The sequence below is a fragment of the Streptomyces sp. SID10853 genome (assembly GCF_010548145.1).
Classification (GTDB): Bacteria; Actinomycetota; Actinomycetes; order Streptomycetales; family Streptomycetaceae; genus Streptomyces.
In genome coordinates this window covers 1-22,596 of the sequence record NZ_JAAGLN010000105.1, presented here as the reverse complement: position 1 = coordinate 22,596, position 22,596 = coordinate 1, and the positions used below count along the sequence as shown (strand labels likewise).

21 protein-coding genes are annotated in these 22,596 nt (G+C 71.2%); 13 read left to right on the top strand and 8 right to left on the bottom strand.

Annotated elements, in window-relative coordinates:
- Positions 1 to 512: hypothetical protein (locus G3I19_RS20220; protein WP_203599798.1), on the top strand; the 512-nt coding region annotated here is incomplete at its 5' end.
- Between the two features lie 33 nt (positions 513 to 545).
- On the opposite strand, the gene G3I19_RS20215 is transcribed toward G3I19_RS20220, so the two are convergent.
- Positions 546 to 1,016: a MarR family winged helix-turn-helix transcriptional regulator gene (locus G3I19_RS20215; RefSeq protein WP_164265064.1), complete on the bottom strand. Its 471-nt coding sequence runs from the start codon at positions 1,014 to 1,016 to the stop codon at positions 546 to 548.
- Between the two features lie 137 nt (positions 1,017 to 1,153).
- On the opposite strand from G3I19_RS20215, the gene G3I19_RS20210 reads away from it, so the two are divergent.
- Positions 1,154 to 2,080, top strand: coding sequence for an NADP-dependent oxidoreductase (locus G3I19_RS20210; RefSeq protein WP_164265063.1), 927 nt, complete (start codon positions 1,154 to 1,156; stop codon positions 2,078 to 2,080).
- Here the strand turns inward: G3I19_RS20210 and G3I19_RS20205 are convergent.
- Complete coding sequence (locus G3I19_RS20205) at positions 2,070 to 3,092, bottom strand: bile acid:sodium symporter family protein (RefSeq protein ID WP_164265062.1); 1,023 nt, start codon at positions 3,090 to 3,092, stop codon at positions 2,070 to 2,072. The two genes, G3I19_RS20210 and G3I19_RS20205, sit on opposite strands and share 11 nt — an antisense overlap.
- Positions 3,093 to 3,233: 141 nt before the next feature.
- On the opposite strand from G3I19_RS20205, the gene G3I19_RS20200 reads away from it, so the two are divergent.
- Positions 3,234 to 4,100: a LysR substrate-binding domain-containing protein gene (locus tag G3I19_RS20200; RefSeq protein WP_164265061.1), complete on the top strand. Its 867-nt coding sequence runs from the start codon at positions 3,234 to 3,236 to the stop codon at positions 4,098 to 4,100.
- Between the two features lie 61 nt (positions 4,101 to 4,161).
- Here G3I19_RS20200 and G3I19_RS20195 read toward each other — a convergent pair whose 3' ends face one another.
- Positions 4,162 to 5,166 (bottom strand): Lrp/AsnC family transcriptional regulator, encoded by a 1,005-nt coding sequence (locus tag G3I19_RS20195; RefSeq protein WP_343235152.1) that lies wholly within the window; start codon positions 5,164 to 5,166, stop codon positions 4,162 to 4,164.
- 140 nt (positions 5,167 to 5,306) lie between these two features.
- Here G3I19_RS20195 and G3I19_RS20190 point away from each other — a divergent pair, with 140 nt between their 5' ends.
- The 3 genes from G3I19_RS20190 (at position 5,307) to G3I19_RS20180 (ending at position 10,232) form a co-directional block, all read left to right on the top strand.
- Entirely contained in the window at positions 5,307 to 6,806 is a 1,500-nt protein-coding gene (locus G3I19_RS20190) for an MFS transporter (RefSeq protein WP_164265059.1), read from the top strand.
- A gap of 591 nt (positions 6,807 to 7,397) precedes the next feature.
- Positions 7,398 to 9,218 carry an AMP-dependent synthetase/ligase gene (locus G3I19_RS20185; protein ID WP_203599797.1) on the top strand — a complete coding sequence of 607 codons (1,821 nt, stop codon included), beginning with the start codon at positions 7,398 to 7,400 and terminating at the stop codon, positions 9,216 to 9,218.
- Positions 9,219 to 9,395: 177 nt separating this feature from the next.
- Positions 9,396 to 10,232 (top strand): aldo/keto reductase, encoded by an 837-nt coding sequence (locus tag G3I19_RS20180; RefSeq protein WP_164265058.1) that lies wholly within the window; start codon positions 9,396 to 9,398, stop codon positions 10,230 to 10,232.
- Between the two features lie 256 nt (positions 10,233 to 10,488).
- Here G3I19_RS20180 and G3I19_RS20175 read toward each other — a convergent pair whose 3' ends face one another.
- The gene (locus G3I19_RS20175) at positions 10,489 to 10,794 is read right to left on the bottom strand and encodes a 4a-hydroxytetrahydrobiopterin dehydratase (RefSeq protein WP_164265057.1); all 306 of its coding nucleotides are present in this window, start codon (positions 10,792 to 10,794) and stop codon (positions 10,489 to 10,491) included.
- Positions 10,795 to 10,843: 49 nt separating this feature from the next.
- Here G3I19_RS20175 and G3I19_RS20170 point away from each other — a divergent pair, with 49 nt between their 5' ends.
- A complete protein-coding gene (locus G3I19_RS20170) occupies positions 10,844 to 11,689 on the top strand; it encodes a helix-turn-helix transcriptional regulator (protein ID WP_164265056.1) in 846 nt (281 codons plus the stop codon).
- Positions 11,690 to 11,936: 247 nt separating this feature from the next.
- Here the strand turns inward: G3I19_RS20170 and G3I19_RS20165 are convergent, their stop codons facing one another.
- Positions 11,937 to 12,674, bottom strand: coding sequence for an SDR family oxidoreductase (locus G3I19_RS20165; protein ID WP_164265055.1), 738 nt, complete (start codon positions 12,672 to 12,674; stop codon positions 11,937 to 11,939).
- 196 nt (positions 12,675 to 12,870) lie between these two features.
- On the opposite strand from G3I19_RS20165, the gene G3I19_RS20160 reads away from it, so the two are divergent.
- Positions 12,871 to 13,671 (top strand): helix-turn-helix transcriptional regulator, encoded by an 801-nt coding sequence (locus G3I19_RS20160; RefSeq protein WP_164265054.1) that lies wholly within the window; start codon positions 12,871 to 12,873, stop codon positions 13,669 to 13,671.
- 158 nt (positions 13,672 to 13,829) lie between these two features.
- Here the strand turns inward: G3I19_RS20160 and G3I19_RS20155 are convergent, their stop codons facing one another.
- Positions 13,830 to 14,054, bottom strand: coding sequence for a hypothetical protein (locus G3I19_RS20155; RefSeq protein ID WP_164265053.1), 225 nt, complete (start codon positions 14,052 to 14,054; stop codon positions 13,830 to 13,832).
- A 163-nt stretch (positions 14,055 to 14,217) separates the two neighbouring features.
- Here G3I19_RS20155 and G3I19_RS20150 point away from each other — a divergent pair, with 163 nt between their 5' ends.
- Genes G3I19_RS20150 through G3I19_RS20140 form a run of 3 tightly spaced genes read left to right on the top strand, consistent with a single transcriptional unit; the run spans position 14,218 to position 17,635 of the window.
- A complete protein-coding gene (locus tag G3I19_RS20150; protein ID WP_164265067.1) occupies positions 14,218 to 15,468 on the top strand; it encodes a fused response regulator/phosphatase in 1,251 nt (416 codons plus the stop codon).
- Positions 15,465 to 17,195 (top strand): sensor histidine kinase, encoded by a 1,731-nt coding sequence (locus tag G3I19_RS20145; protein WP_164265052.1) that lies wholly within the window; start codon positions 15,465 to 15,467, stop codon positions 17,193 to 17,195. Before G3I19_RS20150 ends, G3I19_RS20145 begins: the two co-directional genes overlap by 4 nt.
- Positions 17,192 to 17,635, top strand: a complete 444-nt coding sequence (locus G3I19_RS20140; protein ID WP_164265051.1) for a response regulator — start codon at positions 17,192 to 17,194, stop codon at positions 17,633 to 17,635. The genes G3I19_RS20145 and G3I19_RS20140 overlap by 4 nt, the downstream gene beginning before the upstream one ends.
- 34 nt (positions 17,636 to 17,669) lie before the next feature.
- Here the strand turns inward: G3I19_RS20140 and G3I19_RS20135 are convergent, their stop codons facing one another.
- Together G3I19_RS20135 and G3I19_RS20130 are read right to left on the bottom strand one after the other, a co-directional pair.
- The gene (locus G3I19_RS20135; RefSeq protein WP_164265050.1) at positions 17,670 to 18,041 is read right to left on the bottom strand and encodes a hypothetical protein; all 372 of its coding nucleotides are present in this window, start codon (positions 18,039 to 18,041) and stop codon (positions 17,670 to 17,672) included.
- A gap of 94 nt (positions 18,042 to 18,135) precedes the next feature.
- Positions 18,136 to 19,539: an NADP-dependent succinic semialdehyde dehydrogenase gene (locus G3I19_RS20130; protein WP_164265049.1), complete on the bottom strand. Its 1,404-nt coding sequence runs from the start codon at positions 19,537 to 19,539 to the stop codon at positions 18,136 to 18,138.
- Positions 19,540 to 19,683: 144 nt separating this feature from the next.
- Here G3I19_RS20130 and G3I19_RS20125 point away from each other — a divergent pair, with 144 nt between their 5' ends.
- Together G3I19_RS20125 and G3I19_RS20120 are read left to right on the top strand one after the other, a co-directional pair.
- A complete protein-coding gene (locus tag G3I19_RS20125; RefSeq protein WP_239074603.1) occupies positions 19,684 to 20,202 on the top strand; it encodes a MarR family winged helix-turn-helix transcriptional regulator in 519 nt (172 codons plus the stop codon).
- 155 nt (positions 20,203 to 20,357) lie between these two features.
- Positions 20,358 to 22,415 (top strand): phospholipase C, phosphocholine-specific, encoded by a 2,058-nt coding sequence (locus tag G3I19_RS20120; RefSeq protein WP_164265048.1) that lies wholly within the window; start codon positions 20,358 to 20,360, stop codon positions 22,413 to 22,415.
- Positions 22,416 to 22,596: the final 181 nt, after the last annotated feature.

Sequence of the window (22,596 nt, the reverse complement as noted above, 5' to 3'; positions counted from 1 at the left end):
GGCTGCGGGAGCGGCTGGCCGCCGAGCCGGTCAGGCTGGTGCCACCGCCCGAACCGGATCCCGCGCCGGATCCCGCGCCGGGCCCCGCGCCGGTTCAGAACTCAGCGGCCGGGGAGCCGCCTGGCGTGTTCCGGCCCCGCACCGCCGCCGGAGCCGGCCGGAGCCCGGAGGAGAGTACGGCCGGCCCGGACCCCGTACGGGAGCGTGAGGTACGCAGCGCGTGGGCCGGCCTGATCGAGATGCGCCGGGTCACCAACCCCGACCACTCGGTGGAGCGGCCGTGCGACTGGGAGCGTACGCATCTGACGCAGGCCGCGGCTCTCGCCCTGGAGGCGGGCTGCTGCCGGGGCTACCTGGTGAGCGAGTCGGCGCAGCCCGAGGCGGTCCGGGTGGACGGGCCGGACGCCTGGGCCTACGCGGAGACCCTGGAGCGTGCGGGCTGGCAGACCTCGGCGCACGCCGACCGGCGGGCGGGCGCGCCCTATCTGCTGGCCTCGCCCCGGCGGGCCTGACCGCCCCCGCGGGGCTGACCTCCCGGCCGGGCGTCACCGTTCCGTGCCGGCCGACCCGTCCCTCGCGTGCACGATGCGGGTGAGCAGCGCGGTGAGCTGCGCCCGCTCCGACGGGTCGAGCGGGGCGAGCAGTTCGTCGTTGGCGGCGTCGCCCAGCTCCTCCAGACGGTGCAGCACCGTGCGCCCCGCGGGCGAGATGGCGATCGCGTTCTTCCGCCGGTCCGCCGGATCGGCGGTACGCGTGACGAGTCCCCCGGCCTGGAGTTCGTTGAGCACCGTGACCATGTCCTTGGGGTCGATACGTACCGTGCGGCCCAACTCCGCCTGGGACACGGGTCCGAGCGCGGCGACGGCCGTCAGCACCACATGGTGCGGCAGACGCATCCCCTCCCCTGCGAAGGAGTCGGCGAGCAGCCGGTGGCCGCGGGCCGCCGCACGGCCGAGCAGCCAGCTGGGCAGAGCGGTGATCCGGGCGAGCGCGGGAGGAGGGGTGTCGGGCGTCATGGGAGAAGCCTACGTCGAAATTCATTGGGACCACCCATGAAAATCGGATACCGTTGGTCCTCCCAACGAAACCGACACCGACACCGATATCGGCATCGGCATCGGCATCGGCATCGACACCGACTTCTGGAGGCTCCATGCGCCGCGTCCGGTACGACACCAACGGCGGGCCCGACGTCCTGCGCCTGGAGGACGCGCCCGTCCCCGACCCCGGGCCCGGCGAACTGCTGGTGCGCTCCGAAGCGATCGGAGTGACCCTGCCGACCGTGAGGAAGGTGCGCGAGGGCACCGCCCCCGCGCACCTGGGCGGTGAGATCGCGGGCACGGTCGTCTCCGCCGGCTCCCAGGTCACCCGCTTCGCGGCCGGCGACCGGGTGACCGGACTCTGCTTCGCCGACGCCTACGCGGACCTCGCCCTCCTGGCCGAGCCCTTCGCCACCCGGATCCCGGAGCACGCGAGCGCGGTGGACGCCGTGGCCCTGGTGCGCAGTGGACTGGTGGCACGCGGGGCACTGCGCGCGGCGCGGCCACACCCCGGCGCATCGGTACTGGTGACGGCCGCCGCGAGCGGGGTCGGCCATCTGGCACTCCAGCTCGCCCGGCTCGACGGAGCCACACGGGTCGTCGCCGCCACCGGGTCGGCGGCGAAGGCCGGGTTCCTGCGCGGGCTCGGAGCCGACACCGTCGTGACGTACGACGAGGCGGACTGGGGCGAGCCGGTGGACATCGTCCTGGACGGGGCCGGCGGAGCGCTGCTCACCCCGGCGGTGGCGGCACTCGCACCGAACGGACGGCTGGTGGCGTTCAGTTCTGGAGGCGGCACCCTTCAGGCGTACGACCTGCTGGCGGGGGCCAAGTCGGTCATCGGGTTCCAGATGGCGCTCGTCGCCAGGAACGAGCCCGAGCTGTACGCGCGATGGTGCGCCGAGCTGTGGGAACTGCACCGCACCGGGCTGCTGCGGACCGCCGTACACGCCGAGGTGCCGCTCGAAGAGGCCGCGCGGGCCCACCTGTTCATCGAATCCCGTGCCAACCTCGGCAAGGTGGTGCTGGTCACGTCATAGCGGTCTGGGCGGAATCGGTCCGCACGACATCTTCGGGCAGCGGGTCACGCGAGCGGCGTTTGGCGATCACCGCGCAGACCATCAGCTGCATCTGGTGGAAGAGCATCAGCGGCAGCACGGCAAGCGACGCCTGCGCACCGAACAGCACACTCGCCATGGGCAGTCCGGCCGCCAGGCTCTTCTTCGACCCGGCGAACTGGATGGCGATCCGGTCGCCTCGGCCGAAGCCGAGCCGCTTCGCCCCGTACCAGCTCAGGGTGAGCATGACGGCGAGCAGCACCGCCTCGGCCCCGAGCAGCTCCAGCAGCCGCACGAAGCTCACCTGGTGCCAGACGCCGCGGACCATGCCCTCGCTGAACGCGGCGTAGACCACCAGCAGGATCGAGCCCCGGTCGACATAGCCGAGCACCTTCTTGTGCCGTACGAGGAAGCCGCCCACCCAGCGGCGCAGCAACTGCCCCGCCACGAAGGGCACCAGCAGCTGCAGCACGATCTTCAGCAGCGAGTCCGCCGAGAAGCCGCCCCCGCTGCTGCCCAGGACCAGCGCAGCGAGCACCGGGGTGACCACGATGCCCGCGAGCGAGGAGAAGGAGCCCGCGCAGATCGCGGCAGGCACATTGCCGCGGGCGATCGAGGTGAAGGCGATCGACGACTGAATGGTCGAAGGCACCAGGCAGAGGAAGAGCAGTCCGTTGTAGAGCGGGGGCGTCAGCACGAAGGGCACGAGCCCCCTGGCCGCGAGACCGAGCAGCGGGAACGCGACGAAGGTGCAGGCCAGGACCGTGAGATGGAGCCGCCAGTGCTTCAGCCCCTCGACCGCCTCGGCGGTGGAGAGCCGGGCGCCGTACAGGAAGAAGAGCAGGGCCACGGCCCCGGTGGACGCGCCTCCAGCCACATCGGCTGCCGCACCACGGGCCGGCAGCAGCGCCGCCACGGCGACGGTGCCGATCAGAGCCAGGATGTACGGATCGATCGGCAGCCAGGACGGAAGCTGCAACTTACGGCGGCTCATGGTCTCCACTTGCTCTCGGGGGGCCGGCAGGCGCGGCCCAGCCTGTCGTCTGCGCCCTCCCCATGATCTACGGGAGGCCCCTCATCGGGAATCCTGCATACCGCTCTGACTGACATCACCATTCGCGATAACCTTGCGGCCATGTACGACCCGGCGCAGCTGCGCACCTTCCTCACCGTGTCGCAGACCCTGAGCTTCACCCAGGCGGCCCACCGCCTCGGGCTTCGCCAGTCGACGGTGAGCCAGCACGTCCGCCGGCTGGAGGACGCGACGGGCCGGACACTCTTCACCCGGGACACCCACAGCGTGGAGCTGACCGAGGACGGCGAGGCGATGCTGGGCTTCGCCCGTACGATCCTCCAGACGCACGAGCGCGCGGCCGCCTTCTTCGCGGGTACCCGGCCGCGCGGCAGGCTGCGGTTCGGCGCTTCGGAGGACTTCGTACTGACCAGGCTTCCGGAGATCCTGGAGTCGTTCCGCACCGCGCACCCCGAGGTGGATCTGGAGCTGACTGTCGGCCTCTCCGGCACCCTGCACGAGCTGCTGGCGGCGGGCTCGCTCGATCTGGTGCTCGCCAAGCGGCGCGACGGCCACAGCCAGGGCGAGCTGGTCTGGCGCTCCTCGCTCACCTGGATCGGCGCCCCGCGGCTGCGCATCGACCCCGAACGCCCGCTCCCCCTGATCCTCTTCCCGCCGCCCGGCATCACGCGCGCCCGCGCCCTTGAGGTGCTGGAGAAGGACGGCCGCGCCTGGCGCATCGCCTGTACGAGCACCAGCCTGAGCGGGCTGGTCGCGGCGGCCCGCGCGGGCCTGGGCATCATGGCGCACACCCGCGGCCTGATCCCGCCCGGCCTCACCCCGGTCCCGGCCCGTGCCGGGCTGCCCGACCTGGGTGACGTGGACTTCGTCCTGCTGCACGGCCGCACGGGCGGCAGCGCGCAGGAGGCCGCCGACGCACTGGCATCGTCGATCCTGGCGGGCGCCGACCGGCTGCACCGCCAGGTCTAGCCACCGGCAGGTCTAGCCACCGGCTGGCACAGGCACCGGCAGGCACAGTCACCGGCAGGACCTAGGAGACCGTGCGGCCGGTGGGCCGTTCCTCGTACTTGAGCTGCTTGACCCGGCGCAGCATCGGTGTGCACTCCACGTGCTGGACCCCGTCCAGCCGGCCGAGGCGGGCGCTCACATACGCGTACAGCTCAGGGGTGTCGCGGCAGACCACCACCGCGAACAGATTGCACGGCCCCGAGACGGCGCTGGCGGTGGCCACTTCCCGGTGGGTCGCCAGCGCCCGGCCGACGGCGTCGAGGGCGGCCGGAGCCGCGGTGATCCACAGCAGGGCCGCGATGCCGTACCCGAAGTGCTCGGAGTCGAACTGCACATCGATGAAGAGCGTGCCGGAGCCCAGCAGCTGGTCCAGCCTGCGCCGCACCGCCGACTCCGAGCGCCCGGTGGCCTTCCGCAGTTCGGCGAAGGTGGCCCGGCCGTCCCGTTCGAGCGCGGTGACCAGTGGCTCGTCGTCCGCGGTGATGCCGGATTCCCTGCCGCCGGGTTCGGACGTCCTGCCGGTCCCGGACGGGCGCAGCGCCGCCACCTGGGCGTCGGTGAGGGCGCGGCTCTTGCCGAGCCAGCCGGCCGGGCCGCCGTAGAAGCGGTGCAGCAGCTGGTGGGCCCTGATCTCGGTGATGCTCGGGGTACGCGGCAGCTTCCCGAGGAGCAGTTCCTCGTGTTCGCCGCGGGTGCGCGCGCTGGTCTGGCCGACCACCTCCGTACCGCCCGATGTGAGCCCGATCCAGGCGGTGTCGGGACGGCGGGCGAGTGCCCTGGCGATCGAGTCGGCGGCGTCCGGCGCGCAGCGCAGCCGGAGCATCCAGGTGTCCTGGCCGAGGCTCGCCGCGTCGCGCACCCCGACCACGCGCAAGCCGCCCTCGGTGTGCAGCCGCCGGTAGCGGCGGGCGACCGTCTGGTCGGACACGCCGAGGACGGCCGCGAGCCGGCTGAACGAGGCACGGGCGTCCACTTCGAGCCCGTGCAGCAGCTGGAGGTCGAGCTCGTCGAAGTCATGCGATTCCACGGATTTCCTCCTCCTGATGTCGGGTTCCGGCGAATAGCCGGCCATGGTTAGGGGATCCCGCCGTCCACCGCCGATCGTACGGGTGACCGGAAACAGTACGGACGGCCTGCCGTGGCACACGGCACACAGGGAGAGAACGAATGCGTAAGTGGGGGCCGCTCATAGCGGTCTGTCTGGGCACCTTCATGCTGCTGCTCGATGTGACCATCGTGATCGTGGCGCTGCCCGACATGGCCGGTTCGCTGAATGCCTCGCTGTCCGATCTCCAGTGGGTGATCGACATCTACGCGCTGGCGCTCGCCGCGCTGCTGCTCGGCGCCGGGGCGGCCGCCGATGTGACCGGGCGGCGCAGGCTGTACGCGGCGGGCACCGCGCTGTTCGCGCTGGCCTCGCTGGCCTGCGGTCTCTCGACGAGTCCGGCGATGCTGATCGCGATGCGCGGGCTCCAGGGGGTGGGCGGCGCCGCCATGTTCGCGACGACGCTCTCGCTGCTCGGCGCCGCCTACCAGGGGCGGGACCGCGGTGTCGCCCTCGGCGTGTGGGGCGCGGTGAGCGGCGCGGCCGCGGCGATCGGGCCGGTGCTCGGCGGGGTGCTGACGCAGTCGCTGGACTGGCGGTGGATCTTCTTCGTCAATCTGCCGGTGAGCGCGGCGGCCATCTGGATCACGCTCCGTACGGTCACCGAGTCGCAGCGGCAGACCGACCGGAAGGTCGACTGGGCCGGGACCGTGGCGTTCGCGGTGTTCGCCGGGGCCCTGACGTTCGCCGTGGTCCGCGCGGACACCGTGGGCTGGACCTCCGGGCGTACCGGGGCAGCCGTGGCGGTCGCGGTGGTGGCACTGGCCGCGTTCGTGGCCGTCGAACGGCGCGCCGCCCATCCGCTGCTCGACCTCGGGCTGCTGCGCCGCCCGTCGTTCGCCGTGGTGATGGTGGGCGCGCTGGCGTTCAACGCGGCCGCCTTCGGTGTGCTGCCCTACACCTCGATCTGGCTCCAGACGCTGCTCGGAATGAGCCCGGTGCGCGCGGGGCTCGCCGTACTGCCGCTGGCCGTGGCGTCGTTCGTGGTGGCCGCGGTCGGCGGGCGGCTGCTGCACGGCAGGTCGCCCCGGCTGGTGATCGGTGGCGGGCTAGTCCTCATCGGTGCCGGGGCGCTGGCCCAGGGCACGCTGGACGCGGGGTCGGACTGGACCGGTCTGTCGGCCGGTCTGGTGCTGGCCGGGATCGGTGTCGGTCTGGTGTCGCCCGCGCTGGCGGGCGCGGCGCTCGCCTCCGTACCGCCGCGGAACGCGGGGATGGCGGGCGGCGCGGTCAACACCTTCCGCCAGCTCGGGTTCGCGCTGGGCGTCGCGGTGTTCGGCACTGTGCTCACCTCACGGATGGAGGGTGCGCTGCCCGGCCCCTCCGCCCAGGCGCACACGGCGGCCCATGTACTGGCGGGCGGCGGGGCGTCCGCGCTGCGTTCCCGCATCCCGGATGCCACGCTGCACGGCGCGTTCGCCTCGGGGCTGAACGGCGCCGCGCTCGTCGCGGGCATCCTGGGCCTGGTGGCCGGGGTCGCGGTGCTGGCCTTCCTGCGGCCCGCCCCCGCCGAGCGGCCGCCGGTACGCGCCGACGAGCCGGCGGTCGCCGCTGCCCAGTGACGGCGTACGGCTGACGGCGTACAGGTGGCGGCGTACAGGTGGCGGCGCACCGGTGACCGTGTACCGCTGACAGCGTCCCGGTGACCGTGGACCCACCCGCCCGCTGACCGCGCCGCGGCCCGGACCCCGGCCACAGCCCAGGCCCCGGCCACAGCCCGGATCGGCGGGACGGACACGGAGGGTGCTCGCACAGAGTGTGCGGGCACCCTCCGTGTCGTCCGGCGCCCTCCGGCGTACTCCCGCGCCCGTCCACACCCGGTGACCGCCCGCGATCACAGAGGGATCACAGCCGCATCACAGGACGCTGCCGTCCACGGAATGCCAGGCGCTCACCATGCTCCGCAGGTCACAGGGGTTGGGCGGCCTCCGTGCCTTCTCCGTACAGATTCGGTGGAGATTCCGCCTCGCGGAACTTACCGTTCGGTCAGGAGGGTGCCCAACGCTTCGCCATCTGGGTACATTTCACCTGCCGAGCCCCCACAGAGCCTCGCGATATCCCCACAAACCGGTCACCGGAGCTCTCTCCCGCCGGATCTCACGGTGGGGTAGCGTCACGGCGCTGTGCGGAGCGTCACATAGGAGCAGGTCATTTTGCGCGAGTTCACTGTCCCACCCATAGTGACGGCGCCCCAGGTCGGCGGACTGGCGGACGTCGTGTTCGAGCACGCCGACGACGACCCCCACCGGTCCGCCCTCGGCCGGAAGGAGAACGGGCGCTGGTACGACATGTCGTCCGGCGAGTTCCGGGACCAGGTCATGGCGCTCGCCAAAGGGCTGCTCGCCGACGGAGTCCGGTTCGGCGACCGGGTCGCGATCATGTGCCGTACCCGCTACGAGTGGACGCTCTTCGACTTCGCCCTCTGGGCCGTGGGCGCCCAGCCGGTGCCCGTGTACCCGACCTCCTCCGCCGAGCAGGTCTTCTGGATGCTGTACGACTCCGAGGTCAGCGCGTGCATGGTGGAGCACGAGGACCACGCCATGACCATCGGCTCGGTGATCGACCGGCTGCCCGCCCTGCGCAGACTCTGGCAGCTGGACGCGGGCGCGCTGGAGGAACTCCTCGAAGCGGGCGCCGGCATCGAGGACGAGGTGGTGCACCGGCACCGGCGGGCCGTGACACCCGAGTCCGTCGCCACCGTCATCTACACCTCGGGCACCACCGGCCGCCCCAAGGGCTGTGTGATCACCCACGCCAATCTGATGTACGAGGCCGACACCATGGTCGCCCGCTGGGCGCCGGTCTTCCGCTCGAAGCGCGGCGAGACCTCGTCCACCCTGCTCTTCCTGCCGCTCGCCCATGTCTTCGGCCGGATGGTCGAGGTCGCCGCCATCCGCGGCCGGGTGAAGCTGGGCCACCAGCCGGAGCTCGCGGCCCGCGCGCTGCTGCCCGATCTGGCCGCCTTCCGGCCGACGTTCATCCTCGCCGTGCCCTACATCTTCGAGAAGGTCTTCAACGCCGCGCGCCGCAAGGCCGAGACCGAGGGGAAGGCCGGCCCCTTCGACAAGGCCGTCGAGGTGGCGGTGCGCTACGCGGAGGCCTTGGAGCACAAGGCGTTCGGTCTCGGCCCCGGCCCATCGGCGGCCCTGCGGATGCAGCACCAGTTCTTCGAGAAGGTCGTCTACGCGAAGGTCCGTGACGCGATGGGCGGCCGGGTGCGGCACGCGATGTCCGGCGGCTCGGGGATGGACCGGCGGCTCGGGCTGTTCTACGAGGGCGCCGGTGTCTCGATCTACGAGGGGTACGGGCTCACCGAGTCGACGGCGGCGGCCACCGCCAACCCGCCCGAGCGCACCCGCTACGGCACGGTCGGCCAGCCGATCCCCGGCTCCACCGTGTACATCGCCGACGACGGCGAGGTGTGGGTGAGCGGCCGCAACGTCTTCGGCGGTTACCTCAACTCCCCCAAGGCAACCGACGGCGTACTGCACGAAGGCTGGCTCTCCACCGGCGACCTGGGCTCGCTGGACGACGACGGCTATCTCACGATCACCGGCCGCAAGAAGGAGATCCTGGTGACCTCCGGCGGCAAGAGCGTCTCGCCGAGCGGTCTGGAGGAGCGCGTACGGGGCCATCCCCTGATCGCACAGTGCCTGGTCGTGGGCAACGACCGGCCGTACATCGCGGCGCTGGTCACGCTCGACCAGGAAGCGGTCGCGCACTGGCTCTCCCTGCACGGCAAACCGCCGATGACCCCGGCCGCCCTGGTGCGCGATCCGGATCTGGAGACGGAGGTGCGGCGGTCCGTCGTGGCGGCCAACACCCTGGTCTCGCAGGCCGAATCGATCCGGACGTTCCGGATCCTCGCCCACCAGTTCTCCGAGGAGCACGGCCTGCTCACTCCGTCGCTGAAACTCAAGCGCAAGGCGATCGAGACGGCGTACAGCGAAGAGGTCGAGGCCCTCTACCGCTGAGGACGGACCGACCGCACCGGCCCGGCCCGCCGTCTCGCTGCCGGGCACGCCGGGCCCTGGCCGCAAGGAACCCCCGGACCGGGGCGACGGGAATGGGCCGCGCCGTGTGATCGTTGACCCTTGACGTATCAACCGATGACGTACTCACCACCACGCACCAAAAGGAGTCGACCGCTCGTGAGCAAGGTCCCCTTCATCACCCTCAACAACGGCGCCCGGATGCCGCAGCTCGGCTTCGGGGTCTGGCAGGTCGCCGACGACGAGGCCACGAAGGCCGTCGGCACCGCGCTGGAAGCCGGGTACCGCAGCATCGACACCGCTGCGATCTACGGCAACGAGGAGGGCACAGGGAAGGCGCTCGCCGCATCGGGAATCGCCCGTGACGAACTCTTCGTCACCACGAAGCTCTGGAATGCCGAGCAGGGTTACGACTCGACCCTGCGCGCCTTCGACAGCTCGCTGTCCAAGCTGGGCCTCGACTACGTCGACCTGTATCTGATCCACTGGCCGGTCCCCTCCAAGGACGCCTACGTGGACACGTACAAGGCGTTCGAGAAGATCCACGCCGAGGGCCGCGCGAAGACCATCGGTGTCTCCAACTTCCTGCCGGAGCACCTGAAGCGGCTGCTGGGCGAGACCTCCGTGGTCCCGGCCCTCAACCAGATCGAGCTCCACCCGCAGCTGCAGCAGACCGAGTCGCGTGCCTTCCACGCGGAGCACGGCATCCACACGGAAGCCTGGTCCCCGCTCGGCCAGGGCAAGGGGCTCCTCGATGTCCCGACCATCGTCGCCATCGCGCAGAAGCACGGCCGCAGCGCCGCCCAGGTGGTGCTGCGCTGGCATCTGCAGACCGGCAATGTGGTCATCCCCAAGTCCGTGACCCCGTCGCGGATCAAGGAGAACATCGACGTCTTCGGCTTCGAGCTGGACGCCGACGACCTGGCGGCCATCGCCGCGCTCGACGAGGGCAAGCGACTGGGCGCCGACCCGGCGACCATGAATCTCGGCGTCTGACCCCGCCGTCCCGCGACCCCGTACGGTGGCGCCGCCCGGTGTGTGCCGGGCGGCGCCGCCGTGTGTAAGGGGCCCGGCGTGCGGACGGCCCCCCGTGAGGCACACCGGCCCCTGTACAGGTCAGCGCCCCGGCGGGCGGTGACTCCGTGCGGGCCGTCGGCAGACAGGTACCGTCGCGCAGCCGCAGCCGCAGCCCCGCGCAGCGATCACCTGCGGTGCGCCGGTCGCCCCCTTGTCGGCATCCGCGGGTGCCTTCTCAGGCTGCCCCGTGTCCGGCGGCCGCGTCCTCGACCCGGCGGGCCAGCTCGAAGTCCTTGGCGGTGACCGCGCCGCCCGCGTCATGGGTGTGCACGCTCAGCGCCACCGTGTTGTATCCCAGGGTCAGTTCGGAGTGGTGTCCCAGCTCCTCCTGGATCTGTGCGATGTGGACGACCATCGCGGTGGCGGCGAAGTGTCCGGGAAACCTGTAGGAACGGGCGATCCGGTCGCCGTCCAGGGACCAGCCGGGCAGCTCGCGCAGCCGGTCCTCGGTCTCCTTGCGCGTCAGCGGTTCCGCGGGCATGTACGGGACTCCTTCCGGAAGACTGTCCGCCCGACGTTACGGTCTGGGGATGACAACTGTCGCTCTCGACACCGGAGTAGGGCCGCTGCTGCGCGACTGGCGCAGACAGCGCCGGGTCAGTCAGCTGGAGCTGGCCCTGCGGGCGGACTCCTCGGCCCGCCACATCAGCTTCATCGAGACGGGCCGCGCCCGCCCCAGTGAGGAGATGGTGCTGCGCCTGGCCGAGCACCTGGACGTGCCCGTCCGGGAGCGCAACGCCCTGCTCCTCTCGGCCGGCTACGCGCCGCGGTACGCGGAGACCATGCTCGACGACCCCTCGATGAGCACGCTGCACGAGGGGCTCCACCAGCTTCTGCGGGGCTACGAACCGTATCCGGCGCTGGTCGTCGACGGGCGGTACGACGTCGTCGCCGCCAACAGCGGGATCGCCATGCTGCTGGAAGGGGTGCCGGAACGGCTGCTCACGCCCCCGCTCAACGCGATGCGGCTCACGCTTCACCCCGCCGGACTGGCCCCACGTATCCGCAACCTCCGGGAGTGGCGGGGCCATCTGCTGCACCAGATGGAGCGCCAGCTGGCACTGGCCCGCTCCGGTGCACTGCGTGAGCTGTACGAGGAGGTGGCCGCCTATCCGCTTCCCGCGTCGTCGGCGTCGCCGTCGGAGGCGGCGGAGTCGGTGGAGTCGGTGGAGGGGCGGGCCGGTCAGGGGCCCGGTTCCGTGCCGCGATTCGCGCTGCCGCTGGAGATCGAACACGACGGACGGGTGCTTTCCTTCGTGTCCTCCATCTCCACCTTCAACACACCCATGGACGTGACCGTGGCCGAGCTGGCGATCGAGACGCTCCTCCCGGCCGATCCCGCGACGGTCGCCTATCTGCGGTCCCTGGCCGCCTGACCGGGGAGAGCCGTCCGGGAGCAGCCGTCCGGGGAAGACCCTTGGGGGTAACGGGCACGGCAGATGGCCCGTCGGGAGAAGTGGATCACGCCGGGCATCCGTCCGCGTCCGCGTGCTGACCGGGCTCCTTCAGCCCGACGGCACCGGACCGGCCCCTGCGCGGTCGTGCGGAGACAGGGCCGACCGCGGCCCGTCCAGGGCCGACCGCAGCCGCCTGATGCCTCATCCGGAGAGTCCTGCCGGGGGTTCAGTTCTGAGCGGTGGGCCGGACGACGATCTCGTTCACATCGACGGACGCCGGCTGTTCGATGGCGAACGCGATGGCTTGGGCGATCGCTGCGGGCGGGATCGCGATCCGGTCCCGCATCTCCGTGATCTGCTTTCGGACCTGCGGATTCGTTGACGCCTCAGCGAATTCGGTCCCGACTGCGCCCGGCGAGACCGTGGTCACGCGCAGGGAGCCACCGGCTTCCTGGCGCAAGCCTTCGCAGATGGCACGGACGGCGAACTTCGTTCCGGCATAGACCGCCATGGTCGGCGCGATACGGAATGCGGCCGTGGAGGCGATGGTGACGAAGTGACCTGTGCCCTGGGCGCGGAAGACCGGCAGCGCGGCGCCGATACCGTGCAGCACACCCTTGACGTTGACGTCGACCATCTGGTCCCACTCGTCGACCCGCAGATCGTCCAGAGGCGAGATCGTGCCGGCCCCCGCGTTGCTGACCAGCACATCGAGCCGGCCAAATCGCTGGGCGGCCAAGGCAACCAGGGTATGCAGGTCGTCACGCCGGGTCACGTCCGTACGCGTCTGCACGGCCTCGCCACCCGCCCGCTCGATCCGTTCCACCAGCTCCGCGAGACGCTCGGAGCGGCGCGCCCCCAGAACGACCCGCGCGCCTCGCTCGGCAAGCAGCAATGCGGTCGCCTCGCCGATGCCGCTGCCGGCTCCCGTGATCGCCACGACCTTCCCTTCGATTCCCGACATGGTGTCTTCCTCTTCCTCTCAGTACCGGTCCCCGGCGATCGCTCGGAACGCGTCTGTCCGCAGGGCCTCCTGTCGGAGGTCCGCCCGTCTCCGGGGCATCGGCGGGGGCTTCGCGCCCCTGCTCGGACTCCAGTCTGCGATGGCTTTAACCTGGTATCCAGAGCGCGCTTATTCTGGAACCAGAGGTGCCATCACCATGCAGCAGCAGCCGGACCAGCGTCGCGAGCTGGGTGCTTTCCTCCGCAGTCGCAGAGCGCGGATCACCCCTGGCCAGGTCGGACTGCCGCATACCGGCCGGCGCCGGACACCGGGCCTGCGCCGAGAGGAAATCGCGCTGCTCGCCGGGATGAGCGCAACCTGGTACACGTACCTTGAGCAGGGCCGGGAGGTCCGCGCCTCGGAACAGGTCCTCGACGCCCTCGCCTCGGCTCTGCGACTCGACCGGCCCGAGCGCGCTCACCTCTTCCGGCTCGCCGGTCACGCCCCTGCGGCCGAAGCCGGAGAAGCCGAGCCGCTTCCGGCCGATGTGGCGGCCGTCCCACTTCTGCTCCAGCCTCACCCGGCGTACATCATCGGCGGCAACTACGACGTGCTCAGCCACAACCAGGCGGCAGACGAGCTGTTCCCGCGTCTCACGGCGGCAGCGGACCGGCCGGCGAACTTCGCCCGCTGGGTGTTCCTCGAACCTGTGGCCCGGGACTTTCTGGTCGACTGGGAGCTCGAAGCGCGCGGCCTGCTCGCCCGGTTGCGGACGCTGGCCGGAAGCCACCCGGCCGACGCCCGATTCACCGGCCTCATCGACGAGTTGTGCGCGGGCAGCCCAGAAGTGCGTGCCTGGTGGCCGCAGTACGACGTGCAGGTCCGGCACGGCGGTCGGAAGCGGCTACGGCTTCCGGGACGCGGGACGGTCGATTTCACCTACACCGCGTTCCATGTGGCCGGACAGCCGGAGCAGACGCTGGTGATCTATTCCGAGGACCGGAAGACGACCGATTGAGCCCCAGGCATCCGTGCGGCGCCGGTGCCGGAAGGCCACCTGCTCCGAGAGCGCGACGTACTCCTGCTTCGCCTCCGCCTCCCGCGTTCACTGGGCAATGAGCAATGAGCAATGAGCAATGAGCAATGCTCAGCAGTCCTGCCGGGACAAAACGCTCTTCAAGGCACCTGGCGCAGATACAGGGCGCCGCAGGTGTGGCAGAAGGGCTGGCTGCCGTCGGTCCCCCAGGCGTCCGTCGACTGCTTGGGCGCGGACGGGTCGAGTTCGCGCCCGCACAGCGCAGTCGTCTCCCGGATGTGGGCGATGTGCCAGTACTCCACCCTGGGGTGCTCGTCCGAGGGCGATGAGCCCTCCTGGAGATGGGCCTGCATGACGTATTCCATGGCCGCCTCCTCACCCCTCATTCTCCCACCCCGGCAAGGGGATCGGCCTGAGGAGCGTTGTCCACAGGGCCGTCGCCGGTCCGGGGCCGGGTCGCATATGCTTCGGCGCGATACGGCGCCCCATCACCCGCGCCGTCCGGGGTGGGGGTGGAGTGTGACCGAGATGCCGGTGGCCGCTTCGGCACGGGCTGTGGTGCCCGCGGCCAGAAACCGGCAGCAGCTCCTGACGGCGACAGGCGAGTCCGTCGGCGACGTCGAGGCGGTCCTGTTGCTGGTCGAGGACGACGCCGGGGACGCACTGCTCGTCGAGGAAGTGCTGGCCGACAGCGATCTGGACTCCCCGGTCAGCTGGTGCAAGACGCTGGCCGCGGCCCAGCAGTTCCTGCGGACCTGCCGTACCCCGGTGTGTGTGCTGCTTGATCTGCATCTGCCGGACGTCCAGGGGCTCGACGCCGTCACCCGTATCGTCGGCGCGGCCCCCGATGTGGCGATCGTGGTGCTCACCGGCCTCGCCGAGGGCGACGCCGGGCTGGCCGCCGTCGCGACCGGCGCGCAGGACTACCTGGTCAAGGACCGGCTCGACCCGGAGTCGCTGAGCCGAGCCGTCCGCTACGCCCTCCAGCGCAAGCAGGTCGAGCAGTCGGCCGCGGCCCTCCAGGTCAACCGGCTGATGGCCGAGGAGAACGCCAGGCTGGAGCGGGGGCTGCTGCCGGTGCCGCTGCTGCGCGGGCGCGATTTCGAGGCCGTCGCGCGCTACACCCCGGGCCGGGCCCACGGGCTGCTCAGCGGTGACTTCTACGACGTGGTGCAGACCGCCGACCAGACCGTGCACGCGGTGATAGGCGATGTCTCGGGCCACGGGGCGGCCGAGGCGGCCCTCGGGGTGTGTCTCCGGGTCGCCTGGCGTACCGCCGTGCTGTGCGCGATGGAGCATCTGGAGCAGATCAGGCTGCTGGAGGAGATCCTGGTCGCCGAGCGCTCCGATCCGAGCATCTTCGCCACGGTGACCTCGCTGGTCTTCCCGCCGGGCGGCCGCACCGTCCGCGTCACCCGGGCCGGGCACCCCGGCTTCCTCGTCCGGCACGGCGCCGAGGTCGGCTGGGCCGAACCGGGCGGCGGGATGGCCCTGGGGCTGGTGCCGGGCGCCGCCCGCTGGACGGAGACCGAGCTGCCGCTCCCCGGCGGCGGGCAGGTCGTGCTCTTCACCGACGGGCTGTTCGAGGGCCGCACCGGCGCGGAGTCCCGGCTCGGCGAGACGGGGCTGCTGGATCTCGCCCGAAGACACGGGGCGCTCCCCGCCGCCGGGTTCGTCGACGCGCTGGTCCGTGGCGCCACCGAGGGTGCGGCGCCCTACGGAGGGCTCGCGGACGACGTGGCCGTCCTGCATCTGGGATGGGGGGCCGGCTCACCATGAGCAGTCAGACCGTCAGCAGCGGGCACAACGGCGGCGACCACAGCGATATCGGCACTGCCCCTGACGCCGCGGACCTGGCGGGTGGCCGTCCGGCGGAATCCCCGGCGCGACGACGACCGGGCTTCCGCTCGCGCCTCTCGGTGCAGACCTGGGTCCGGCTGATCCTCGCCGGATTCGTGGTCGTGGTCTGCGGCTGCACCGCGGTCGGCGGGGTCTTCCTCTCCCGTACCAACGACCGGACCACCGCACTGGTCGACCACATCCAGCCGGCCCGCTCCGCCGCCTTCCAGCTGCAGAAGGCACTGCTCGACCAGGAGACGGGGGCCCGCGGCTATGCGCTCAGCGGTGACGAGTCCTTCCTCGAACCGTACGAGCAGGGCATCCGCGACGAGCGGGTGTACCGGGCCAGAGTCGGCGCGTTCACCGGAACCGGACGCCCGTACGGACCTGACCTGGACCGGATACGGCTGGCCGCGCGGAAGTGGCGCAGCGAGCAGGCGGAGCCGCTGATCGCCGCCGTACGGGCCAAGGGTCCCGGCGCGGCGCCGGGAGCGCGGGTCGCGCGCAGCAAGTCGGCCTTCGACGGGCTGCGGGCGGACATGGCCGTGCAGCAGCGGCACATCGAGGCCGACGGGGTGCGGGCCAGGGCCGGGCTCGACGCGTCGCGGCGTACCCAGAACCGGGTGCTGGTCGCCCTGCTCGTCGCCTTCGCACTGGTGGTGGTCACCCTCAGTGTGCTGCTGCACCGGATCGTGGGCCGCCCGCTGTACGCGCTGCGCACCTCGTCCGAGACCGTGCGCGGCGGGGAGTTCCACCACCGGATCGAGATCGGGGGGCCGTCCGATGTGCGGGCCGTCGGAGCGGCCGTCGAGGACATGCGGCGCCGTCTCGCCGACGAGCTCGGCGACTCCCTGGAGCGCGAGACGCTGCTGGCCGGGCAGACCGAGGAGCTGCGACGGTCCAACTCGGAGCTGGAGCAGTTCGCCTATGTGGCGTCGCACGACCTCCAGGAACCGCTGCGCAAGGTCGCCTCCTTCTGCCAGCTGCTGGAGAAGCGGTACGGCGACGCGCTGGACGACCGTGGCAAGCAGTACATCGACTTCGCGGTCGACGGCGCCAAGCGGATGCAGGTGCTCATCAACGACCTGCTCACGTTCTCCCGGGTGGGCAGGGTCCTCGACGACAGCCGGCAGACCGTCTGCCTCGACACCTCGCTCGACCGGGCGCTGGCCAATCTGGCGCTGGTGACGGAGGAGTCCGGGGCGACCGTCGTACGGAAGGATCCGCTGCCCGAGATCACCGGTGAGCCCACCTCGCTGGTCATGCTCTGGCAGAACCTGATCGGCAACGCGGTCAAGTTCCGCCGGGCCGGCCATCCCTCGGTCGTCACGGTCGGCTGCACCACCGAGGGCGGCAGCTGGCATGTGACCGTCGCGGACAACGGCATCGGTGTCGCACCGGAGTTCGCCGAGAAGATCTTCGTGATCTTCCAGCGGCTGCACGCACGGGACGAGTTCGAGGGGACGGGCATCGGGCTCGCGCTCTGCCGGAAGATCGTCGAGTTCCACGGCGGCCGGATCTGGCTGGACGAGTCGGTGACCGAGGGCGCGTGCATCCACTTCACGCTCCCGGTGGACCCCGGCCCCGCCGCCCTCCCGGCCGGCCACCCCACCACGACAACAGCCACAGCCACAGCCACAGCCACAGCCCAGGGAGACACCGCGTGAACACCCCGCTCCAGCCCATCGAGGTCCTGCTCGTGGAGGACGACCCCGGCGATGAGCTGATGACGCGTGAGGCGTTCGCTGACAACAAGATCGGCAACACGCTCCATGTGGTGCGGGACGGCGAGGAAGCGCTGGACTTCTTCTACCGGCGCGGCGCCCACACCTCAGCGCCACGTCCGGACCTGGTGCTGCTCGATCTCAACCTGCCCAAGTACGACGGCCGGCAGGTGCTCGAACAGGTCAAGTCGGACCCGGAACTCTGCGACATCCCGGTCGTGGTGCTCACGACGTCGTCGGCCGAGGAGGACATCCTGCGCAGCTACCGGCTGCACGCCAACGCCTATGTCACCAAGCCGGTCGATCTGGAGCAGTTCATGTCGGCGGTGCGCCAGATCGACGACTTCTTCCTCACGGTGGTCCGCCTCCCGCACCGGATGTGACCGGCGCTGCGGGCGGCTGCCGGCTCTCCGGCGGCTATGTGTTCTCCAGCTGGAGGTTCAGCTCCTTCTCCTGGTCACCGAGCGCCTCGCCCTGCTCCTGCACGGAGAACGCGGTGCCCAGCGCGGCCCGCACCACGTCCACCGCGTGGTAGCCGCCCTGCACGGTGGCGGTGACCGGCGCGGACAGGACGGCGCCGCTCAGCGGTCCCGGGTCCGTGTCCGGCACCTCGAAGGACGCCGTCCACACGGTCGGCCGGCCGGGGATCTCCGTGTGCGGTGCGTTCCCGGACGCACGGTCGCTGGAGAAGGCCGACCGCAGCGCACCGAAGACGGCCGCCGCGTCCTCCTTCGAGTGGCCGGTGAGCGCCACCGTGACGAGCGTGTCCTGGTTCTCCGTGTCAACCATCGTGCTCACTTTCCTTGCTGGATCGCGGGTGCTGGATCGCGGGTACGGGATCGCGGGTACGGGATCGCACGCGTACGGCAGACGGGCGACGGGGTCACTCGCCGGGGTCGGCGCCGTGCCAGACCGTGGTGATGTTGCAGAACTCGCGGATGCCGTGGGCGGCGAGTTCCCGCCCGTACCCGGAGCGCTTGACCCCGCCGAAGGGCAGGGCCGGGTGGGAGGCGGTCATGCCGTTGAAGAAGACACCTCCCGCTTCGAGATCCCGTACGAACAGATCCACTTCCCCGTCGTCCCGGGTCCAGACGTTGGAACTCAGACCGAACGGGGTGTCGTTGGCCACCCGCACCGCCTCATCGGCGCTCGCCACCCGGTAGAGGGTCGCCACCGGGCCGAACGCCTCCTCGCGGTGGATCCGCATCTCGGTCGTGATGCCCATCAGGACGGTGGGTGAGTAGAACCAGCCGCGGTCGGCCCCCTCGGGCCGCCCGCCGCCGCAGAGCGCGGTCGCTCCCCTGCGTACGGCGTCGTCGACCAGCTCCTCCAGATCGCTGCGGCCCTGCTCGGTGGCGAGCGGCCCGACATCGGTCGACTCGTCCTGCGGGTCGCCGACCTTCAGTGCGGCCATCCGGGTGGTGAACTCCTCGGTGAACGCGTCATAGACATCCGTATGGACGATGAAGCGCTTGGCGGCGATGCAGGACTGCCCGTTGTTCTGCACCCGGGCCGTCACCGCGGTCCGCGCGGCCCGCTCGATGTCGGCCGACGGCATCACGATGTACGGATCGCTGCCGCCCAGCTCCAGGACGGTCTTCTTGACCTCGTCGCCCGCGATGGCGGCGACCGAGCGGCCGGCGGGTTCGCTGCCGGTGAGGGTGGCCGCGGCCACCCGGGGGTCGCGCAGGACCGCCTCGACGGCGCCGGAGCCGATCAGCAGGGTCTGGAAGCAGCCCCGCGGGAAACCGGCACGCTCGAAGAGTTCCCCCAGGTAGAGGGCGGTCTGCGGCACGTTCGACGCATGCTTGAGCAGGCCGGTGTTGCCTGCCATCAGCGCGGGCGCGGCGAACCGTACGACCTGCCAGAGCGGAAAGTTCCACGGCATGACGGCCAGGACGACGCCCAGCGGACGGTAACGGGCGTACGCGCGGTCGGCGCCGGAGTCCTCGGCATCGGCCCGGGCCGGGTGCTCGTCGGCCAGCAGCTCGGCCGCGTGCCTGGCGTACCAGCGCATCGTCCTGACGCACTTGGCGGCCTCGGCGCGGGCGGCGGCGACCGGCTTGCCCATCTCGGTGGTCATCGTGCGCGCAATGTCCTGCTGCTCGCTCTCCAGCAGATCGGCGGCGCTGTTCAGCAGCCGCGCCCGCTCGGCGAACTCGGTGGTGCGGTAGGCGCGGAAAGCGGCGTGGGCCGCCACGAGGCGCCGTTCGACCTCATCGGCGCCCAGCGCGTCGAAGGTCCGGAGCGTTTCACCGGTGGCGGGGTTCACCGTGGCGATGGGCATGGGTGGGTCCTCCTCGTACTCGCCCTTCCGACCTTCGCGCGCCCGGTCCGCGGCCGCAACGCGGGCGGCGGACGCCATGATCCGTCCGGCAGACCCCGGATGGTTCGCGCCGCGAACCGTCGAACCTATGCTGGCCCGATGGCGATGATCAAGGGTGCGGAGCCGATGGGGATCGCGGCAGCGCTGGTGCGTACGTCGTTCCTGGTGCAGGCCGTGTACACGGAAGCCAGCCGGGAGTACGGACTGCCCGTGCAACAGGCCCAGTTGATGTGTGTCCTGATGGCTCAGCCGCGTGGCATGGGGGAACTGAGCACCATGCTGGGCCTGGAGAAGTCCAGCCTGACCGGTCTCGTCGACCGGGCGGAGCGGCGCGGCCTGGTGTGCCGGGAGCCGGATCCGCTGGACCGGCGCGCGGTGCGGGTCGCGCTGTCCCCCGAGGGGGCGCGGGTGTCCGGCGACTTCTACGCCGACGCGAGCGCGCGGATGGAGGCGCTGGCCGACGCGGTGGGCCCGGCGGAGCGCGACCGGCTGGCGGCGGTGCTGGGGCGGCTGGTGCGGAGCAACGAGGTGCCGGTGGTCTTCGTGGAGCCGGACGGGTCCGGCGGGTCCGGCGGGTCCGGTGGGTCCAGCGGGTCCGGCGGGTCCGGCGGGCGAGTTGTCTGAACAAGTCGCGGGAAAGCTGTCCGGAATCGGCCGAGTTGTTCGCTCCAAATGCCGTGTTCCGTCACTCGCGTGTCACCAGCTCTTCCCTTTCACCCCGTCATCTGGGAAGACTCGACTGGATCATTCCCCTCACATCGCGAGAGGTCCCCCTCCACATGCCTCAGTTCAATCGCCGCCGCTTCCTTCAGATCGCGGGCGCGACCGCGGGCTTCTCGGCCCTGTCGAACAGCATCGACCGCGCCGCCGCCATCCCCGCGAAGCGCAGCTCGGGAACGATCGAGGACGTCGAGCACATCGTCGTCCTGATGCAGGAAAATCGTTCGTTCGACCACTACTTCGGTGCCATGAAGGGCGTTCGCGGCTTCGGCGACCCCCGTCCGGTGACCCCGGTGGACGGCAAGCCGGTCTGGTACCAGTCGGACGGCGCCAAGGACGTCCTGCCCTACCACCCGGACGCCGAGGACCTCGGCATGAAGTTCATCGCCGGCCTCGACCACGACTGGGCCGGCGGCCACCAGGCATGGAACCAGGGCAAGTACAACCAGTGGATCCCGGCCAAGACCTCCGGCACGATGGCCCATCTCACCCGCGAGGACATCCCGTTCCACTACGCGCTGGCCGACGCGTTCACGGTCTGCGACGCATACCACTCGTCGTTCATGGGGGCCACCGACCCCAACCGCTACTACCTGTGGTCGGGACACGTCGGCAACGACGGCAAGGGCGGCGGCCCGGTGCTCGGCAACGCCGAGGCCGGGTACGACTGGACGACGTACCCGGAGCGCCTGGAGCAGTCAGGGGTCTCCTGGAAGATCTACCAGGACATCGGTGACGGCCTGGACAAGAACGGTTCCTGGGGCTGGATCGACGACGCCTACCGCGGCAACTACGGCGACAACTCGCTGCTGTACTTCAACAAGTACCGCAACGCCAAGGCCGGGGACCCGCTGTACGACAAGGCGCGCACCGGCACGAACGCCAAGAACGGCGACGGCTTCTTCGACCTGCTCCGCGCCGACGTCAAGGCGGACAAGCTCCCCCGGATCTCCTGGGTGGTCGCCCCCGAGGCGTTCTGCGAGCACCCCAACTGGCCCGCCAACTACGGCGCCTGGTACGTCTCGCAGGTGCTGGACGCGCTGACGTCGAACCCGGAGGTGTGGAGCAAGACCGCGCTCTTCGTCACCTACGACGAGAACGACGGCTACTTCGACCACGCCGTCCCGCCGTTCCCGCCCGCATCCGCCGACCGGGGCCTGTCCACGGTGGACACCTCGCTCGACTACTTCCCCGGCGACGCCAGTTACGGCGCGGGACCCTACGGACTCGGACAGCGCGTCCCGATGACCGTCGTCTCCCCCTGGAGCACCGGCGGCTATGTGTGTTCCGAGGTCTTCGACCACACCTCGGTCATCCGCTTCATGGAGCGCCGCTTCGGTGTGGCCGAGCCGAACATCTCGCCCTGGCGGCGCGCCATCTGCGGTGACCTGACCTCCGCCTTCGACTTCGGTCTGCAGAACACCAAGCCGGCCACGCTGCCGGACACCGACGGTTTCCGGCCGCCGGACAACAAGCGGCACGACAGTTACGTACCGAAGGCGCCGGCCGACCCGGCGCTGCCCAAGCAGGAGGCGGGGTCGCGGCCGTCGCGCCCGCTGCCGTACGCCCCGCTGGTGGACGGTGAAGCGGCGCCGGCCGACGGCAAGTTCACGCTCACCTTCGGCGGCGGCGCGCACGCCGGGGCCTGCTTCACGGTGACATCGGCCAACCGCGGCGACGGGCCGTGGACGTACACCGCCGAGGCCGGAAAGACGCTCTCGGACACCTGGAACACGGACTACTCCAAGGGGTCCTACGATCTGTCCGTGTTCGGCCCGAACGGCTTCCTCCGTACCTTCAAGGGCCCCGGCTCCACCGCGGGCCCCGAGGTGACCGCCCGCCACCGGGCGGGCGACGGCTCGGTCGAGCTGACGCTGACCAACGCGGGCGCCGCCGACTGCCATCTCACCGTCACCAACGCGTACGGCGGCAGGAGCGAGACCTTCACGGTCCGCAAGGGGAAGACCGTGGTGCACACGGTGGACCTGCGCTCGACCCGGCGGTGGTACGACCTGACCGTGGTCTCGGACCTGGACAGCGGCTATCTGCGCCGGCTGGCCGGACATGTCGAGAACGGCAGGCCCGGGGTGAGCGACCCGGCGATCATCACCGGCTGACCGCCACCGGTGCCGGGTCCCGTCGGCCGGGGCCCGGCACCGGGACGTGACAGCAGGACGTGACACCTGGACACGGCGCCAGGACGCTGCGCCCGGACGCGCCACCGGGACGCGCCGCCGGGCCCGGCGGCTCCCGGGTGGTTCAGGCCGCGGCGTCGGGCGTGGCGCCGTCCGGCACCGG

Bases quoted from the DNA above. Each gene is read 5' to 3' on its own strand.
- G3I19_RS20215 (WP_164265064.1), bottom strand. From the start codon at position 1,016: ATGACGCCCGACACCCCTCCTCCCGCGCTCGCCCGGATCACCGCTCTG.
- G3I19_RS20210 (WP_164265063.1), top strand. From the start codon at position 1,154: ATGCGCCGCGTCCGGTACGACACCAACGGCGGGCCCGACGTCCTGCGC.
- G3I19_RS20205 (WP_164265062.1), bottom strand. From the start codon at position 3,092: ATGAGCCGCCGTAAGTTGCAGCTTCCGTCCTGGCTGCCGATCGATCCG.
- G3I19_RS20200 (WP_164265061.1), top strand. From the start codon at position 3,234: ATGTACGACCCGGCGCAGCTGCGCACCTTCCTCACCGTGTCGCAGACC.
- G3I19_RS20190 (WP_164265059.1), top strand. From the start codon at position 5,307: ATGCGTAAGTGGGGGCCGCTCATAGCGGTCTGTCTGGGCACCTTCATG.
- G3I19_RS20175 (WP_164265057.1), bottom strand. From the start codon at position 10,794: ATGCCCGCGGAACCGCTGACGCGCAAGGAGACCGAGGACCGGCTGCGC.
- G3I19_RS20170 (WP_164265056.1), top strand. From the start codon at position 10,844: ATGACAACTGTCGCTCTCGACACCGGAGTAGGGCCGCTGCTGCGCGAC.
- G3I19_RS20165 (WP_164265055.1), bottom strand. From the start codon at position 12,674: ATGTCGGGAATCGAAGGGAAGGTCGTGGCGATCACGGGAGCCGGCAGC.
- G3I19_RS20160 (WP_164265054.1), top strand. From the start codon at position 12,871: ATGCAGCAGCAGCCGGACCAGCGTCGCGAGCTGGGTGCTTTCCTCCGC.
- G3I19_RS20155 (WP_164265053.1), bottom strand. From the start codon at position 14,054: ATGGAATACGTCATGCAGGCCCATCTCCAGGAGGGCTCATCGCCCTCG.
- G3I19_RS20150 (WP_164265067.1), top strand. From the start codon at position 14,218: ATGCCGGTGGCCGCTTCGGCACGGGCTGTGGTGCCCGCGGCCAGAAAC.
- G3I19_RS20145 (WP_164265052.1), top strand. From the start codon at position 15,465: ATGAGCAGTCAGACCGTCAGCAGCGGGCACAACGGCGGCGACCACAGC.
- G3I19_RS20135 (WP_164265050.1), bottom strand. From the start codon at position 18,041: ATGGTTGACACGGAGAACCAGGACACGCTCGTCACGGTGGCGCTCACC.
- G3I19_RS20130 (WP_164265049.1), bottom strand. From the start codon at position 19,539: ATGCCCATCGCCACGGTGAACCCCGCCACCGGTGAAACGCTCCGGACC.
- G3I19_RS20125 (WP_239074603.1), top strand. From the start codon at position 19,684: ATGATCAAGGGTGCGGAGCCGATGGGGATCGCGGCAGCGCTGGTGCGT.
- G3I19_RS20120 (WP_164265048.1), top strand. From the start codon at position 20,358: ATGCCTCAGTTCAATCGCCGCCGCTTCCTTCAGATCGCGGGCGCGACC.